Origin of the sequence: Mucilaginibacter sp. Mucisp86, assembly GCF_047324315.1 — a bacterium.
Classification (GTDB): domain Bacteria; phylum Bacteroidota; class Bacteroidia; order Sphingobacteriales; family Sphingobacteriaceae; genus Mucilaginibacter.
Map to the genome: position 1 here is coordinate 4,727,979 of NZ_CP168503.1, position 17,435 is coordinate 4,745,413.

15 protein-coding genes are annotated in these 17,435 nt (G+C 41.7%); 9 read left to right on the top strand and 6 right to left on the bottom strand.

The genetic code is table 11. The annotated features are described in order from the left end of the window. A complete protein-coding gene (locus ACEN9X_RS20130; RefSeq protein ID WP_413666828.1) occupies positions 1 to 3,093 on the bottom strand; it encodes a tetratricopeptide repeat protein in 3,093 nt (1,030 codons plus the stop codon). A 271-nt stretch (positions 3,094 to 3,364) separates the two neighbouring features. On the opposite strand from ACEN9X_RS20130, the gene ACEN9X_RS20135 reads away from it, so the two are divergent. The 3 genes from ACEN9X_RS20135 to ACEN9X_RS20145 all read left to right on the top strand — a co-directional run bounded on the left by ACEN9X_RS20135 (position 3,365) and on the right by ACEN9X_RS20145 (position 5,559). Then, a complete protein-coding gene (locus ACEN9X_RS20135; protein ID WP_413666829.1) occupies positions 3,365 to 4,462 on the top strand; it encodes a hypothetical protein in 1,098 nt (365 codons plus the stop codon). A gap of 145 nt (positions 4,463 to 4,607) precedes the next feature. Continuing rightward, entirely contained in the window at positions 4,608 to 5,114 is a 507-nt protein-coding gene (locus ACEN9X_RS20140) for a GbsR/MarR family transcriptional regulator (protein ID WP_413666830.1), read from the top strand. Between the two features lie 73 nt (positions 5,115 to 5,187). Next, a complete protein-coding gene (locus ACEN9X_RS20145) occupies positions 5,188 to 5,559 on the top strand; it encodes a hypothetical protein (RefSeq protein WP_413666831.1) in 372 nt (123 codons plus the stop codon). A 78-nt stretch (positions 5,560 to 5,637) separates the two neighbouring features. Here ACEN9X_RS20145 and ACEN9X_RS20150 read toward each other — a convergent pair whose 3' ends face one another. Together ACEN9X_RS20150 and ACEN9X_RS20155 are read right to left on the bottom strand one after the other, a co-directional pair. Beyond that, positions 5,638 to 6,003 carry a response regulator gene (locus ACEN9X_RS20150; RefSeq protein ID WP_413666832.1) on the bottom strand — a complete coding sequence of 122 codons (366 nt, stop codon included), beginning with the start codon at positions 6,001 to 6,003 and terminating at the stop codon, positions 5,638 to 5,640. 1,075 nt (positions 6,004 to 7,078) lie between these two features. Next, positions 7,079 to 7,435: a response regulator gene (locus ACEN9X_RS20155; RefSeq protein ID WP_413666833.1), complete on the bottom strand. Its 357-nt coding sequence runs from the start codon at positions 7,433 to 7,435 to the stop codon at positions 7,079 to 7,081. 367 nt (positions 7,436 to 7,802) lie between these two features. Here ACEN9X_RS20155 and ACEN9X_RS20160 point away from each other — a divergent pair, with 367 nt between their 5' ends. From ACEN9X_RS20160 to ACEN9X_RS20180, 5 genes are all read left to right on the top strand, one after another. Continuing rightward, complete coding sequence (locus ACEN9X_RS20160; protein WP_413666834.1) at positions 7,803 to 9,119, top strand: gluconate:H+ symporter; 1,317 nt, start codon at positions 7,803 to 7,805, stop codon at positions 9,117 to 9,119. A 14-nt stretch (positions 9,120 to 9,133) separates the two neighbouring features. Further along, the gene (locus ACEN9X_RS20165; RefSeq protein WP_413666835.1) at positions 9,134 to 9,946 is read left to right on the top strand and encodes an alpha/beta fold hydrolase; all 813 of its coding nucleotides are present in this window, start codon (positions 9,134 to 9,136) and stop codon (positions 9,944 to 9,946) included. 106 nt (positions 9,947 to 10,052) lie between these two features. After that, a complete protein-coding gene (locus ACEN9X_RS20170) occupies positions 10,053 to 10,403 on the top strand; it encodes a hypothetical protein (RefSeq protein WP_413666836.1) in 351 nt (116 codons plus the stop codon). A gap of 156 nt (positions 10,404 to 10,559) precedes the next feature. Continuing rightward, complete coding sequence (locus tag ACEN9X_RS20175; RefSeq protein WP_413666837.1) at positions 10,560 to 11,774, top strand: hypothetical protein; 1,215 nt, start codon at positions 10,560 to 10,562, stop codon at positions 11,772 to 11,774. Between the two features lie 134 nt (positions 11,775 to 11,908). Beyond that, positions 11,909 to 13,132 carry a multidrug effflux MFS transporter gene (locus ACEN9X_RS20180; protein ID WP_413666838.1) on the top strand — a complete coding sequence of 408 codons (1,224 nt, stop codon included), beginning with the start codon at positions 11,909 to 11,911 and terminating at the stop codon, positions 13,130 to 13,132. A 99-nt stretch (positions 13,133 to 13,231) separates the two neighbouring features. Here ACEN9X_RS20180 and ACEN9X_RS20185 read toward each other — a convergent pair whose 3' ends face one another. Both ACEN9X_RS20185 and ACEN9X_RS20190 read right to left on the bottom strand, forming a co-directional pair. Next, entirely contained in the window at positions 13,232 to 13,639 is a 408-nt protein-coding gene (locus tag ACEN9X_RS20185; RefSeq protein ID WP_413666839.1) for a hypothetical protein, read from the bottom strand. Between the two features lie 157 nt (positions 13,640 to 13,796). Continuing rightward, on the bottom strand, positions 13,797 to 13,955 hold the full coding sequence (locus ACEN9X_RS20190) for a hypothetical protein (RefSeq protein ID WP_413666840.1): 159 nt from the start codon (positions 13,953 to 13,955) through the stop codon (positions 13,797 to 13,799). A 290-nt stretch (positions 13,956 to 14,245) separates the two neighbouring features. Between ACEN9X_RS20190 and ACEN9X_RS20195 the strand changes: the two genes are divergently transcribed. Continuing rightward, positions 14,246 to 16,135, top strand: a complete 1,890-nt coding sequence (locus ACEN9X_RS20195) for an SPFH domain-containing protein (protein ID WP_413666841.1) — start codon at positions 14,246 to 14,248, stop codon at positions 16,133 to 16,135. A 411-nt stretch (positions 16,136 to 16,546) separates the two neighbouring features. Here ACEN9X_RS20195 and ACEN9X_RS20200 read toward each other — a convergent pair whose 3' ends face one another. Beyond that, positions 16,547 to 17,386 carry an MBL fold metallo-hydrolase gene (locus ACEN9X_RS20200; protein ID WP_413666842.1) on the bottom strand — a complete coding sequence of 280 codons (840 nt, stop codon included), beginning with the start codon at positions 17,384 to 17,386 and terminating at the stop codon, positions 16,547 to 16,549. Positions 17,387 to 17,435 lie beyond the last annotated feature (49 nt).

A 17,435-nucleotide genomic window follows, 5' to 3' on the forward strand; every position in this document is an offset into this window, starting at 1 on the left:
TTACTGTTTGTTAGTTGTATCTGGCTGGGCAGTTTCTTTGGTACTTGCAGCAGGAGCTTTGGTTTTGCGGCCGCTCAGTTTATCCAGCTTTTCTTTAGCAGTAGGTAATATGTCGTCATCGGCTTTATAGTTATCAATGATACTTTGCAGGGTTGCTTTAGCCTGGAAGGTATCTTTTAAGCCTACATAGGTATCTGATAATAAAATGTATGTTTTGGCAACCCAGTAATCATAGTTTGGCATTTCCTTGGCTAAATCAAAACACATTTTTTGAGCTGTTTTGTAGCGGCCTTTATCGTATTCGATATAGGCAAGGTTGTAACGGGCTTCGGCAGATGCAACGGTTTTAGTGTTTGTTGCAGTGTAGGTAAATTGCTTAACAGCAATAGCGGTGTCCCCGGTTGCCAGGTAAGCTTTACCTTCGTAAAGACCGGTTTTGAATTTATCCTCCTGCGATGTTTTATCATTGGTTTTAACCAGCTCTGCGTACTTGATAGCATCGTCGGTCATTAACATTTCGGAGTAGCAGTACATCAGGTTGGTAATAGCGAAGGTATAATCTGCCTTGTATTCGGCATTAGTTTCCAAACGTTTCAGGAACACTACAGCTTCGTTATATTTCTTTTGCTGCATGTACAGTTTAGCCATACTGATCAGGGCTTTTTCACTGTAGGCACTTGTCCAGTCGTTCAGGATCACGTTATAATCAACTACGGCCTCGTCTGTACGGCCTAATGCTGCTAAACCTTGTGCCCGAATAAAGCGGGCTTGTTTTTCATAGATCTGTTTGCCCGGGAATTTATCAAAATAAGCGTTTACAGCGCTTACAGTACCCTGCCAATCTCCTTTAAGGTAAAGGTTGTTAGCCGCAGTGATCATGATGCTTTCCTGATCAGATGTAGTGTAGTTACCGATAGGGGTGGTACCTGCATAGTTGATAAATGTTTGGGCATCGCCTTTATCAGTATAGATCTTTTCGATCTGTTTCAAAGATTGTTTGGCCTCATCTGTTGAAGAGTAATCCTGTACTACTTTTTTGAATGATTCAATAGCAAGGTCATCGTTGCCGGCATTATAATCGATTAAACCGATGGTAACCAGTGCACGCGGTATGTAGCTGCTGCGCGGATATTTCTGGATCATGGCGTTCAAATCGGTTTTAGCTTTCTCTCCGTCTGATTTCAGGAAGTAGGTATAAGCTATCTCGAAGGATGCATCGTCGGCATAATCAGAGTTTGGAAACTTGTTCAGCACGTCATTCAGGGTGCTGATCTTGGTGTCTAACGATCCCTGTAAGCCCTGGATCATACCACGCTGAAACAGTGCGTAATCTTCGCCCTGGTTGTGCATAGCTATGATGCGGTTATAATAGGTCATCGCATTACCATAGCTTTTCATCACAAAATAGCTATCGGCCAGGCGGGTGATGGCATCGTTTTGGGTATTGGCGTCTTTTACATCGCCCTGTAAAAACTTCTCAAAGTAATTGGCTGCTTTTTTATACTGCTCATCGCCAAAGGCTGCATAAGCTAAAGCGTAGTTTGCATAATTGGCTACATCGGTTTCCTTAGCCTCAGGCATGCTCAGGAATTTTTCGAAATTCTCTACAGATTCGCCGTATTTACGCACCTCAAACATGGCCTCGGCCATCCAGTAGGTAGTTAATGCCTCGGTTTTACTATCAACCGGATCTTTTAACGAACGCAGGAAAATACCAATAGCGTTTTCAAAAGCACGCTCATTATAAAATTCCAGACCGCGATAGTAAGTAACTTTTTGATAAGCTAAACGTGCACTCTGGCTTTTATTAGGGATTGGTTCCAGGATTTCAACAGCTTCTTTGTAGCTGCGCGAGTTCAATAGCTCTTCACCCAATAATACCTTAACCTCATCAATACGTTTTGAACGCGGGTAGGTAGCCAGGTATAACCTTGTAGCGCCTAAAGCCTGCAGGTTAAAGTCAAGCTCGTATGATAGTTTGGCGTACTCATAAAGGGCGTCTTCCTGTAACTGCTTATCGTAATCCAATTTTGATGCATTAAGGAAAGCGTTACGGGCACTCTGTTTATTGTTCATTTTCAGGAACACATCGCCCAGGGTATAGTTACCGCTTTGGCTGTAAACATCATGCTGTTCAACCAGTTTTTCCAACTCGCTGGCAGCTTTGGCATAGTTGCCTACTTTATAATAGGTATAACCCATTTGGTAGCTGTCCTGCGTATTTTGGGTACGGCCCTGGTCGCGGTCTTCAAAACGGCCATAGTACTTAACCGCGTTATCATAATCGGCTTTGGCAAAGTATGACGCAGCTATGATGCGCAGCATTTCGGTTTCGTTTTGCTGATGGGTGCTGTTTACAATAGGCACAGCGTAATTGATCACATCATCATAACGTTTATCTAAAAAGTAAACAGCTGAGATGTAATAAGGATAGCTGTTTTCGTATTTTTTAGAGTTTTTAAGCTTTTCAAAGTTTACCAGGGCAAGGTGATAGTCCTTGTTTAAGTAAGCGATGTAGGCAAAATAGTAAGTAGCATCTTCGGTAAACTCAGTGCGCTTATTTTTTACTTCGCCAAAAAGTAATTGTGCGTTTTTAAAATCCTTTAACTCAAAGTAGGCATAACCTTTACGGAATTTATACTCGGTGTTGTCATGACCGTTAAGCTCGCCGGCTTCAACTTTATTGAACCAGCGGATAGCATCTTCATATTTACCTTGTTTAAAATATGATTTACCGATCTGGAAAAAAGCCTGTTTGGTAAGTGGGTTTTCCGGATGTTCTTTTATAAAACGAAGGAACATGCTTTCAGCATCATCGTTCCCTAAATTAAGGGCGCAATAGGCTTCGTAATACTGGCAGTTTTCTTTGGTGAGCGACAGCTCGGTTTCAAACTGCGGCTGAGTGCTGGTTTTAATTTTGTAAGCTTCAACCAAACGGAACTGTTCGGCAGCCGAAGAAAATTTCCCTTTGTCCATCAAGTCCAAAGCCGCATGATAGGTGCGGTAGATTTGAGTGGAAGGGTTTTGCTGGGCTCGTGCGGTTGAAACTAAAAATACGGGAATGAGCAGGGTGATGTATCTTGTTTTGATCATAAAGCGCATACTAACGATAGTGCGAAAATAGCTAAACCAAAAAGAGGCTTTTCACATTAGAAATTAACAATTGTGGATAACACTTCTTTTAACGAAGGTAATACTAAAGATAATATCCGTGTGGAAAACTTTAAAATTGTTGAGTATTGCCGGGGCTTCGGCGAAGAGTACCCAAAGTTAACAATTAAGCATACAGGGATGCAATTTATTTGTATTTTGAGCATTATAATACCCTTGGGGTGCTATATCGCATCTTTTATTTTTACCAATTATGAACAGGGTTTTTAACAGTGCTGGATTGTGGTTGCCGGTAATGTTGTACATGTTTGTGTTTTGTCCGTTAAATTCAAAAGCACAAAAAACAAATGCCGAAATTGTTTTAACAAACAGGCAGTTAATTGACAAACCAAATGAGTTTTATATAGCTAATGTTATTGATGAACGGGCAGAACGCAATGCCGTTGCCTGGTTACTGCCTGCACCGGGGAATTTACCGGCGGTGCAATATAAGGCGGATTTACAGGGAGGAGCATCCACAGCAGTTAAGCAATTTGCCGACTATGCTATCCCTGTAAATAAAACACTGCGTGCGGTAAACATCCGCATAAAAAAATTGAAACTCAATGAAACGCCTATGTCCGATGGCAGGATAGCAGGCCGGCTGGAGATACAGTTATGGTTTGAATTGAAAAAAGATGACGGAAACGTGCATTTGATTGACTACCCGGCCTCCACAACCTACTACCGCAGCGCAACACAGCAATACGATACAGGGCTGTTGATAAGCCGGACACTTGAAGCCGGTCTTCAGTTTTTTAATAAATGGATAAACCGCGAAGCTGATACCAATATTAAACTTGCCAAGGGGGTGAAGCTGATCTTCACAGATTATTCGGAACAGCCCGAAGGGGACACCATTTACTATTCGGCTAAAAGGCCCCTGACCTGGAATGATTTTCAGGATAAGGCCCGCGGCGGGAAGTACGTTGCCGAAGTGATGCCTGGTTTTGGTTATACCGAACAGGTAGAAGTGAGCAAAGCTATTGTTGTTGTGAGGATAAGCATGAAGGTATTTTTACCTAAAAGTGCTGCCTGGGTAAAACCCGAGGGCCGTACAGCGTTTGCACTGAACCACGAACAGCGACATTTTGATATTGTAAAGGTGGTGGCCCGGCATTTTAAACAGGCACTTATAGCTATGAAACTGCCGGTTGATAATTATGATGGCTACATTAATGTACAATACCTCGACTCGTACCGGGAGATGAACCTGTTGCAGGAACAGTATGATAATGAAACTAATCACGGTACGAACCAATACTATCAGCAGGAGTGGAATACGAAGATAGATGGGTGGTTGAGGCAGTAGATTTTAGATGTGAGACATGAGATAGGAGACAAACTGTATGTCCTTGTTGAAAATGTTTTGTAACCCTAAAGTTATGAGTTCGTTTAGCCTTTAGCCTTAATTTTCATTTTTTTTTGAAAGTTTAAAAACTTATCTATATTTGTGCATGGAATTGACAGAGGCAAGGTTAAAATTCATTGAGGCATGGGGTAAGCTGGGATCGGAGTGGGGGATAAACCGCACCATGGCCCAGGTACATGCCTTGCTGATGATCTCGCCGGAAGCCTTGACTACCGAAGAAGTAATGGCCGAGTTAAGCATATCGCGAGGCAATGCAAACATGACCCTGCGCGATTTAATTGACTGGGGCCTGGTTGAAAAGCAGCATAAAACCGGTGAACGCAAAGAGTTTTTTTACGCCGAAAAGGATGTATGGACTATTGCCCGCCGTGTAGCCGAAGAACGTAAAAAGCGCGAGCTTACACCTATCATTAAAATCCTTGACCAACTGGCAGGGGTAGAAGGTGATGCAAAAGATCCGGCTTATAAAACATTTAAAACCACGGTTACTGATATCAACAAGTTGGCTAACAATGTGAACAAAACACTTGATACCATGCTTAAAGCCGAAGAGAACTGGTTTTTCGGTTCGATACTGAAAGTATTTAAATAATTTTTTTTAAATCAAAATTTCAATTTTTTCTGAAAATTCTAAATTATTAATAATAAATAAAACCCTAGGCGTCATGAATTACTTTATTTTAACCTATGTTATTTATCTGCTGGCAAGTATTGCATTAACTGTATGGGTGGCCAAAGTGCTGTTTAAAAACGGGCGGATCTTTTTGGTAGATATATTTCACGGCAACAACGAGCTGGCCGATTCTGTGAACAAACTGCTGGTGGTAGGCTTCTACCTGGTAAACATAGGCTATATGAGCCTGGCCCTTAAAGAGTATGGCTCTATAGCCAGTATGCAGGTAGTGGTAGAGGTATTGAGCTATAAACTGGGGTGGATCATTTTAATATTAGGCGGTATGCATTTCCTAAACCTTGTCATTTTCTTTAAGCTGCGTAACCGCGCTAAACGGGAAAAGGCATTTAATATAAATGTTTGATTTTTAGTTTTTTGTTTTGATTTGGCGGGGTGGGCAAGTGTTTGTCTGCCCCGTTTTTTTGGAGATATGTATCGTATATCAGGCAGCGCTTTTTAATTGCCTGCTTATGCTGTTCAGCAATGCATCAATATCAAATGGTTTGGCTATAAAATCATCGGGTGATCCGGCCTGGGTAAGTACGCCGGGGTTATGGCTGGCCGAAATTAATATCACAGGTATGTTTTTAGTTTCCTGTTGATTTTTAAGGGCTTTGCAAAGTTCGCGGCCGTCTAAATTGCCAAGCATAATATCAAGCAAAATTAAATCAGGTTCATGCTGTTTTATACGGTCGAACAATGCTTTGCCTTCGGTTAATGTGTCAACCTCGTAACCTGAGTCTTCCAGAATATATTTTATGATCTCTAAAATGTCTTTGTCGTCGTCCACCGCTAATATCCGTCGCATAAGTAATCTGTTAAAAATTGTATCAGCAAAAAATGAAATTTTGATATAGCTTATTCAATATCAGGTTACATTGAGCAATTTTTATACCAAGTATTATACTCGATTGTTTTAGAGCCAAATTTGTGTTTTGGGGTGTTTTTATGCAGAAGGTTTAATAATCTGATAGGTTCAATAAAGTATGGCAGATGTTCAATTGTATACAAATAAGGTCGGCGTTCTAAAATAACAGAATAATGCCGTATAGGAATGGTTGTAAATACCGGGGGCAATCAGAATATCGACGTATCTAAATGGATGCAGCTAACTGGTGTTATTTTATAAAAACGTGGGCAGATTTTTTACACTTTGCGCAAAAATATTTTCTGACCGGTACAAAAAACAGAACGTTTTTTAAAAACCAATTTCTTCGCATCTGGAAATGATAAGGGGCTCCGCATTTCGAACAGTAATACCTTTTTCTTGAGTTGGCTTCGTTTTCTTCCACAAATTTTAAAATAACAGGAAGCCAAAATACAATATCTATAGTATTTATGGAGAAGAAAATAAGAGAAAAGTACTTTTAAGTGCTTGTTAATTTACTTTTAAGAAATTAATTAAATTAATTATCGTAGTATATACCGCTTACGTTGACATTTATAGCAGATATATCTTTTTAAGGGAAGAAAAAAAAGAAATTTTTTCACCAAAAAACCTCTTGGCACGCGGCTGTCAAGTTCTGATTTACACCTGGGGCATACCGGTGCTTTCCTTACTTCCTTTTTTTCGTGTTCAGTTATCGATAGTACCATAATACAATCAGGGGTTATTGTATTTAATTATTTATTGATATTAACTTATAAAACAAAGTTAATATAATTATCAATATCTTAATAAGAGTATTGAAATATTGATAATTATTAAATTAAAATAGGAAAATGAAACTGTATTTGTAAAGCGATGCTCTTTTATGTTCTTTTTTTATTTTTTTGATAATTCCAGCCTTTTATCACATGGAAAAAACTTGTAACTAAAGCTTAAAATGTACAATGGAAAAAGGCGGCAGCAATGTTGATGGACTAAAGCAAGGTGGCTTATTTTAAAGCAGGCTATTTACCTTTTCAACAAGTTCGGTTAAATCAAAGGGCTTATTGATTATGGAGTCGCAGCCGTAGCTAATGAGTTCGCTTTCATTATTTACATAGGCCGAAAAGATAATTACAGGTGTATTGCCAAATTTAGGGTGTACTTTTATATTACGGCAAATTTCGCCGCCATTGGTACCTGCCACACGGTAATCAAGTATAACAAGATCTGGTTCAAAACTCTCAATCAGCGGCAGAACATCGGTGCTTACCGATGTACTTTTAACCTCAAATTGCTCATAAGTAAGGGTTTCATGAACAATATCAAGAATGTCTTGATTGTCATCCAATACTAAAATACGCTTAACCATAATAAAAATTAAAGAAATAAATGCCGAAAAGGTATTAAAGTATGCTCGTTAAAATACAGTATCCTGTAAATAGTGGTTTGGGCTTAATCTTAATCGGATAAAACTTTAATGCAAAATTAAAACTATTTTTTATAAAAAAAATGAAACGGACGATAAATAGTAACAGGTTGCAGAATAATTACACAGGCTTCCGGTTTTTCGGGTTATAAAGATAAAAAAGCTACATATGTGCTGTTAATAGCAAGGTAATTAAAAGCTTTTACCATTAAAAATCCGAAACTCAAATTTTGTTGTTACTTTAGTTGGCCGCAGCGGGTGTCCAATACTCTGGTTATACACCACTGGCCATACATAAACATATAATTTAATGGTACTGTTAACTATCCTTTTTTGTATTGTGCTGCTGGTTTTGCTGGTAAGCCTTGTAAAAGTAAATCCCTTTATCGCATTCCTGATTGTTTCAATAGTAGCTGGTTTGCTATTGGGCATTCCCATTAATAAAGTAACCGCTTCATTGCAAAAAGGAATGGGCGATATTTTGGGCCAGTTGCTGATCATTATATGCCTTGGTGCCATGCTGGGCAAGCTTGTGGCGGTAAGCGGAGCCGCGCAAAAAATAGCAGGCGTACTTGTTGCCGCAGTAGGTGAAAAATATATTCAGTGGGCGTTGGTTGTTGCCGGATTTATTATCGGCATTCCATTGTTTTATGGTATTGGTTTTGTGCTGATGGTACCGCTCATATTTTCGGTAGTTTATAAATATAAACTGCCGGCTGTTTATATAGGGTTGCCAATGCTTGCTTCGTTATCGGTAACGCATGGCTTTTTACCCCCGCATCCATCGCCATCAGCATTAGTAGCCCTGTTTCACGCTAATATGGCTACAACATTTATTTACGGCCTTGTAATAGCTATTCCTGCCATCATATTGGCAGGGCCTGTGTTTGCCCTGTTTCTAAAAAAAATTCCATCAGAGCCACTGGCTACTTTCCGGGCCGAAGAATTACCTCCTGAAAAGCTTCCGGGAGCATTTAACAGTTTTTTTACGGCGTTACTGCCGGTTATGTTGTTAATGCTTACTGCATTTTTTCCATATCTTAACATACAAAACCCAGGTTTAGCAAAATTTATTACATTTCTCGGCGATCCCTCAATTGTTATGCTGGTAGCGCTCATTGTGGCCACTTATACTTTGGGTGTAAAGCAAGGTAAAACAATGGGCCAGCTTGCAGGGAGTTTTACTGATGCAGTAAAGGATGTTGCACTGATATTATTAATCATAGCAGGATCGGGCGCTTTTAAAGAGGTTCTAACTGCAAGTGGCGTAAGCAGCCAAATAGCAGCGCAGTTGCAGGCTTTTAATTTGCCGCCCCTGCTGCTCGGTTGGGTAATTGCCGCTATTATACGCATTAGTTTGGGCTCTGCAACAGTAGCCGGACTAACAGCCGCAGGTATCGTTGCGCCCCTGGTTTTGCAAAATCATGTTAACCCTAATTTAATGGTATTATCTATCGGGGCCGGTAGTCTGGCATTTTCGCACGTAAACGATTCGGGGTTCTGGCTATTTAAAGAGTATTTTAATTTGAGTATCAAAGATACGATCAAATCATGGTCGATAATGGAATCCCTTGTTTCTGTTATCGGGCTTGTGGGTGTAATGATTATTAACCTGTTTGTTAAATAAAAACTGTACTTGTTATGAAAAAGTTACCAGCCGGTTTGTGCCTGTTTTTCTTTATGCTGATCATCAGCAACTGTGTTAGGGCGCAGCAAGCTGCTACAGCAGGCAGCTACTATAACTCGTTTGATGGCATTAAGATTTATTACGAGGTAAAAGGCGATGGCTTCCCGGTAATACTGGTTCATGGTTTTTCGGGCACCGGCGAAGGCTGGAAAAAAGGACAGCTTTATAATGATTTGTTAATCGCAGGCTACAAAGTAATTATATTGGATCAGCGTGGTAACGGCCGGTCGGACAAGCCACATACCGACGCCGGTTACGCTAACGATGCCGAAGCAAAAGATATTATGGGTTTAGCCACGAACCTTGGCCTTAAACAATATAATATTGTTGGATACTCCCGCGGATCGATCATTACATCGCGGGTGTTTGTGCTGGATAAGCGCGCCCAAAAGGCCGTAATGGGGGGCATGGGTGATGCTTATACCAATCCCGAATGGCCGCGCCGGATCCATGCCTATAAGGCTTTAATGGGCGATACCAGCTTTCATGACGTTGATGGGATGATTAAATACATCCGCAGTAATCCCTTTGATGAGCTTGCTTTGGCTTATCAGCAAAAGTGGCAACCATCAACCGGTAAACAGGAATTAGCCAAAGTGAAAATCCCGGTGCTGCTTATAGATGGCACTGAAGATCATGACAACGGCGATGAAGTTGCCCTCAATAAACTCATTCCAGGGTCTAAGCTCGTTTACGTTCCCGGCGATCATAACAGCGCCAGCCGAACCTCCGAATTTTCAAAGGCTGTTTTGGAATTCCTGAAATAGCATTGTCAGCTAAGGTTCTTTTGTTTAATTTTTGCAACGCAATTTTCAATAACGGCCTGTTATTTGTATAGGTGTTTGTGTTAACACTTATTAAATACATACCAAAATGAAAAAGTTAATGATATATATGTGCTTTTTAATTGGCCTGATGTTATCGATCAGTATTAATGCCGGTGCACAAACAACACAAAAAAAAGGAATCAGTAAACAAGGTAAGGGAGCTATAATAGGCGGCGCAGGTGGCGCTGTTGCAGGTGCCCTTATTACGCATAGCGCAGGCGGCGCTTTAGTTGGCGGTGCTCTTGGCGCGGGTGGTGGTTACATTATTGGTAATGAAGCCCGCAGGCGCGAAGAAAAAAGGCAACGCGCAGCACGTATTGCATGGCGCAGGGCACATCCGCACCATCATTATACTACCACCAAAACAACTGTAACCAAAACAACAACGTACCATTAATTTAAAAGCTTTTATAAAAGGCCTGTAATTAATAATAGTTACAGGCCTTTTTTATTTAAATTAAAATTTAACTAAATTGAAGCGATTACACTGTTTTATCCGTTAATAACATTATTAACGATCAAACAGCTGGGTGAGTTTTCTGTTTAAAGCACGATGGTAGGACGGTTATCTGTATTAGTTTTATGTTTTATTCCGGCTATGGTGCTGGCGCAGGAAGCGGGTACCGATACCGTGAGCATAAAAAAAGATACAGTACCACAAAGAGATGTTATTGATATTGCACGTTCGCTTTTTAAAGTAAAGCCCCGGCAGCAAACAACCGAAAGAAAAAAGATTTACTTTTCTGTTTTCCCAATTTCATCAACAGATGGCCGGAGCGGGGGCAGGGCGCTGTTTACTTCAACAACTGCCGGTTTTTACCTTGGTGATGCGGCTACTACCAATTTATCGAGCTTTACTTTTACCCCTTATTTTAATTTAAAAGGGCGGTATGGTTTGCCTATCCGGTCAAATATCTGGCTTAATAATAACGAGTGGAATATACAGGGGGATACCCGGCTGATGGTTTATCCGCAATATACATGGGGCTTAGGCGGCAATCAGGGGCCCGAAGATAAGTTCCTGGTAAATTATAATTACATCCGGTTTTATCAAAGCGTGTTAAAGCAGATCAAACCCTACTTTTATGCAGGCTTAGGCTATAATCTGGATTACTACATGGATATTGAAAGCAATGGCGATCAAAACCTGCGTAAGTTTACCGGCTATAAATATGGCACCGCTGCCGATCAGGATGCATTTTCATCGGGCATAACGCTCAATTTACTATACGATTCGCGCAAAAACTCTATCAACCCGCTTCCCGGCGCTTATGCCAATGTGGTTTATCGTGTTAATGCAAAAGCATTTGGAAGCCATACCGATTGGCGGTCGTTATATATTGATATGCGTAAATACCTGCAGTTAACCAACTCCGGCCCTAAAAACGTGCTGGCTTTATGGGCTTTCTTCTGGACAACGCTTACACCACGTACTCCATATCTCAACCTGCCCAGTCTTGGCTGGGAGCCCTACCAGCGATCGGGCAGGGGATTTCCTCAAAGCCGGTACCGGGGCGACAGGCTTGCTTATTTTGAAACAGAATATCGTCGTGATATTACCCGCAATGGCTTATTAGGCTTTGTGGTATTCGCAAACGTGAACTCAGTTACCGAGCCCGGAAATCATGCTTTTGTATACTGGCACCCGGCCGGTGGCACGGGGCTGCGGTTTAAGTTCAATAAAAAAGCCGGCACCAATATCAGCCTTGATTATGGGGTGAGCAAAAACTTCTCGTCAATAAGTCTTAATTTAGGCGAGGCGTTTTAGGGGCTGTAGTTCATGGATCATAGTTCATAGTGCGGAGCCTGTGAATGATTGCCTGAACGTTGAAAACCACTACATACTGTAATCCAATATTGCTATGGTCCATGAACTATGATCCATGAACCATCAACAAAAATATGACCAAACAAAAATATATTGTACTGATCCTCATATTAGGGTCCTTAACGGCCCTTGGCCCTTTTTCTATTGATATGTACCTGCCGGGCTTTACGGCAATAGCTAAGTACATGCATACCAGTACCGATGAGGTAGCGCTATCCTTATCGAGCTATTTCGTTGGCATTGCTGCGGGGCAGCTGCTTTACGGGCCTTTGCTTGACAGGTTTGGCCGTAAAAATCCACTATACTGGGGGCTGGGCCTCTATATCGTATCATCAATGGGATGCTTCTTTTCCTCATCGCTTGAAATGCTTATTGTGCTTCGTTTTTTTCAGGCGGTGGGCAGCTGTGCGGCAAGTGTGGCAGCTATGGCTATGGTGCGCGATCTGTTTCCGGTTGAGGATAATGCTAAAGTATTTTCATTGCTGATATTGGTACTTGGCGCATCGCCCATGCTGGCCCCTACGGCCGGTAGTTACATTGCGGCCGCTTTTGAATGGCAGATCATTTTCCTGGTGTTAACTATTATAGCGGTGCTTATATTGGTGTCGGTAATATTCTGGCTGCCCGAAAGCTATCAGCCCGATCCTTCGTATTCCTTAAAACCCGGGCCGATAATAGGGCATTTTATAACTGTTTTAAAAGATACACAGTTTGTAACTTATGCCATAGGCGGGGCGTTTGCATTTGCAGGTTTGTTTGCCTACGTTTCGGCATCGCCCATTGTGTTTATTGACGGCTTTAAAGTAAGCGGAACTCAGTTTGGATGGATCTTTGCCGGGCTTTCGGTGGGCTTTATTGGTTCAAGCCAGTTGAATAGCTTATTGATAAAGAAATACAAAAGCGAGCAGATGATTGGAGCGGCCTTGATTTTAATGGTAATTATCTCAATGGTGTTTTTTATAGGATCATTACATCACTGGTTTGGAATAGGGGGGACTATAGCTATGATATTTGGTGTATTATGTTGTATTGGTATCAGCGCGCCAAACACGTCTGCATTATCACTCGCGCCGTTCACAAAAAATGCAGGTTCTGCTTCGGCAATATTAGGTGCATCTCAGATGGCTGTGGGGGCGTTATCATCCATTGGCATCTCGGTAATAAAACAACATAGCTCGCTGCCTATGGCGGCTGTTATGGTTAGTTCATCAATTTTGGCGCTTTTAATTGTTTTTATTGGCAAGCGTTTTATTAAACACAAGGTTGAGGCCAGCGGTGATGTTGTTGCGGCTCATTAAACCTTGATTTTTAGGATTGAAGGATTAACATGATTTAAACCAAGCGCTACCGTAAGGTTTTGCCTTGTGGCCCATATGCAAGTTATGCAATTTTCCTAATTAAAACTTACTCGCCCGTAAAGCGGTAACTTTTGAACCATCCGGGCCGGTGCTTTCAAAAACTATCTTGGTTTCGGTAAGTTCCGAAACGTAAAAAACAAAATCGCGGGTCTTGCCATCAGGCAGCTTCTCTGTTATATTCATATTACTGCCGTTAAGCGTAAAACTACCGTGCGACAAAAACTTGCCTCCCCAAACTATCAGGAACTTCATTTCGGGCGTAAACTGGATGTAGGGCACGTTTGCATCCAACTCGGCTTGTTTTACGGTATCGGGCGGACTGGCATTAGGGTGTTCAATTTTTATGTATTTCCATTTACCGGTAAGTGTAGCAACCGAAACCGTAGGTTTACATGACGTTATAAAAAGTGTAACTATGGCAAGCAATAAAAAGCCTTGTTTTATCATAACATAAAATGTTTGGATAAAACTATACAATTGCTTTTGAAATTGAAAGCGACGCTAAGTCTTTAGTCTGAAGCCGTAAGTCTTAAGTTCAAAGTATAGAGAAGAGGGAAACAGAATCAGGACTTGTGGACTTCCGACCTCGGACTTCCGACTAAGACTATTTCTTTGTGCCTTTCCTGGTACGCTCTTCGGCCTGCTTTACTTCGTCCTTTTCACTTAGCGGGCCTTCTGTTTTGAGCTCTTTGGCTTTTTGCCCTTCCGTTTTAGTAGTATCCGCCTTGCTACCTTCTTTTTTGATATTATTAGTAGTGTTCATGGCTTTATAAGATAAGTTTTCGTTAAATAACCTGTATCTGTTTAACTATGCGTATTGTTAAAAGTTTTTATAAAAATTGTCTTAAAATTTACTTTCTGTGTATCAATTAATTACATGGATTTGACGTTGGGCGTAAAATATTTTTAAGATTTTTCGTAACAAAGCATAACTGCAACTGTCTTAATGACACTATATAGCCAAGGTACTCTTCCAGGTAAGCTATAAGTATTGTGAGGGCCCGCACCTTAAGGGTTCCGTTAATAAAAAAATCAAAAACAATCTTTAAAAAAATGGACAATCTAATTGTTAGTCTGTGGTGGGTTATACCCGTCATAGTGTTATTGCTGATGTACAAATTTGTTTTGCGCGTGTTTTGCGGCATGGTTATCGTTCCAGACGACCGTATTGGTTTGGTGATCAAAAAGTTTGCCCTTACGGGTAACAGCCGCCTGCCCGATGGCCGTATCATTGCCACCCAGGGCGAAGCTGGTATGCAGGCCAAAGCTCTTGCTCCTGGTTTATACTGGAAAATGTGGCCATGGCAATATACCATTGTAATGCAGCCTTTTACCATTATTGAGCAAGGCAAATTGGGCCTCGTAAAGGCTAAAGACGGTGCTGCATTTGATACCGGCCGTGTATTGGGTAAACCGGTTGAATGCGATAAGTTTCAGGATGCTATTGCCTTTTTGGATAATAATGGTCAGAAAGGTCCGCAGGCAGCTTTTCTTACTCCGGGTAACTATCGTATCAACGCCTTTTTGTTTGATATAGAGATGGTGCCAATTACGCAGATTCACGAAAATAAGGTAGGTATTATTACCACTTTGGATGGTGAACCGCTGAATAAAGGTGAGATAGCCGGCGAATCGGTACATGGACATAAAAACTACCAGGACCCGATAGCTTTCATTAATGCAGGCGGCCGTAAAGGTTTGCAGGAGGATGTAATACTGGCAGGTACATATTACCTTAACCCTTGGTTTGTGAGTGTTGAACAGGTAGATATGATCTATATACCAATTGGTTACGTGGGCGTTGTTAACTCCTTTGTGGGCCCGGAAGGTAAAGATACCAGCGGCGATAACTTTAAGCATGGTAACATTGTAAAACGCAACGAAAAAGGTGTTTGGGATGAGCCGCTTGACCCTGGTAAGCACCCGGTAAACATCTACACTCATGCGGTTGAAATTGTGCCTACAACCAATATCGTACTAAACTGGGCCGATAGCCGTACCGAATCGCACGAGTTGGACAAGAACCTGTGTACTATTACAGTAAGGTCAAGCGATGGTTTTACTTTCAACCTCGATGTGTCACAGATCATCCACGTGCCACGTAATGAAGCGCCAAAAGTGATAGCAAGGTTTGGCAAAATGAAAAACCTGGTATCACAGGTACTGGAACCAACCATTGCCAACTACTTCCGTAACTCTGCCCAAAAAAGTGATGTAATCGGCTTCCTGGCCAATCGTATCCAAAGGCAAACCGATGCCCGCGAGCACATTGGGCGTGTACTGGAAACCTACAACGTAATTGGTGTAGATACCCTGATAGGTGACATCGTACCGCCAGCAGCGTTGATGAAAACCCTTACCGACCGTAAACTGGCCGAAGAGGAAAAGGTTACTTATGAGATCCAGCGCCATGCGCAGATTGAACGTAAAGAGTTTGAAAGTGCACGTGCCGGTGCCGATATGCAGCCTGAAGTAGTGAAATCAACCCGCCAGGTTGAGATCAACACCCAGATGGCCGCTTCAAGGGTAGCTGCGTCAAAAGGTGAGGCCGAAGCTAAAACCATCAACGCCAAAGCCGATGCCGAGGTAAGGATCACGATAGCCAAAGCCGATGCCGAAGCAAAAACAGTGAATGCCAAAGCTGATGCGAATGCCACTGAAGTGAACGGTTTGGCCGAAGGTGCCAAGATCAAAGCCATAGGTTTATCAGAAGCCGAGGTTACGAAACAAAAAACCGAAGCGATGGGTACCGAACAATATGCCATAGTGCGTGTAGCCGAAGCTTTAGCTGCTGCAGGCATCAGGTTAGTGCCTGAGATATTGGTGAGTGGTAAAGAGGGTGGCAGCGGCGGTATGATTGACGCCTTGATAGGTACCGAAATGCTTAAAAAATTGCAGATCGAAAACCAGGGCAAAGGCGACGCCAGCACTAAAGGCGAATAATTAAAATATCCTGATGCATAAAAATTTGCTGGCTGATTATGTAATCCCTGCAAATTATGCATCATGGTTAAGGTTTGTGATTAGAGATTTTTGAGGGAGAGTACATATGATTTCAAAATCCTAAACCTTTTTATTGAAGAAATTTGCGGCTAAGGGGGAGTTTTTTACTGCCCCCGGCCAAAGAAAGAGCGTTCTTTATACCTAAACCTTTCTTTAACGTGATCAGGGGTTGGAGATTATCGATTGGTTGCTGTGATAGTATCCGGCTTTATGATTCAATTGCACTGATATAATTGACGAGGCTTTTAACCTAAACCGATCAATGAACAAAGGCATCCCGCGAGGGGATGCCTTTTGTGTTTTATGAGTTAAAGAATCAACGGAATCATCGAAATCAAAACCAATCAACGGTTACAGGTCGCTAAGCTTAAACATATCTTTAACCCTGATGCCTTTTTCCGTTTGTTGTAGCGTGCAGCATTCATTAACGGGGTCATGCTCAAAATATAATACGTATTCTTTTTCCAGAGCTTCATTTAAAAAGAGCTTTTTCTCGGCAAGCGTTTGCAGCGGGAACATATCATAGGCCATGACGTAAGGGATAGGCAGGTGGCCAATGGATGGCAGCAGATCAGCCATGTACAGGATCTGTTTGCCTTTATAATTAATGAGCGGCAGCATCATGGATTCGGTGTGGCCGGATACAAAACGGATATCAAAATCCTTCATGAAGTTAATACCGTCTTCGGCATCAACAAATTTGAGCTGGCCGCTTTCCTGTATGGGGATGATATTCTCCGTAAAAAAAGAAGCCTTTTCGCGGTCATTAGGGTTTACTGCCCAGTCCCAGTGTTTGGGGTTACTCCAGTAGGTTGCATTTTTAAAAGCAGGTAACAAGCTTTCGCCATCTCGTACAACGGCCCCGCCCACATGATCAAAGTGAAGGTGGGTTAAAAATACATCGGTAATATCATTCCTGTGAAAGCCAAGGGAAGCCAGCGAGCTGTCCAAACTGGCGTTGCCATGAAGATAATAATGGCTGAAGAATTTTTCGCTTTGTTTGTTACCAATGCCTGTATCAACTAATATCAGCCGGTTTTCGTGTTCAACCAGCAGACAGCGCATGGCCCAGGTACAAAGGTTATTTTCATCGGCAGGGTTGGTTTTGTTCCAGATGGTTTTCGGAACAACGCCAAACATAGCGCCGCCATCTAATTTAAAAAAGCCGGTATCGATGGTGTGTAGTTTCATTTTAGTTGTTAGTTCGTGGTTTATTTTTGTTCATAGATCATGGTTAATA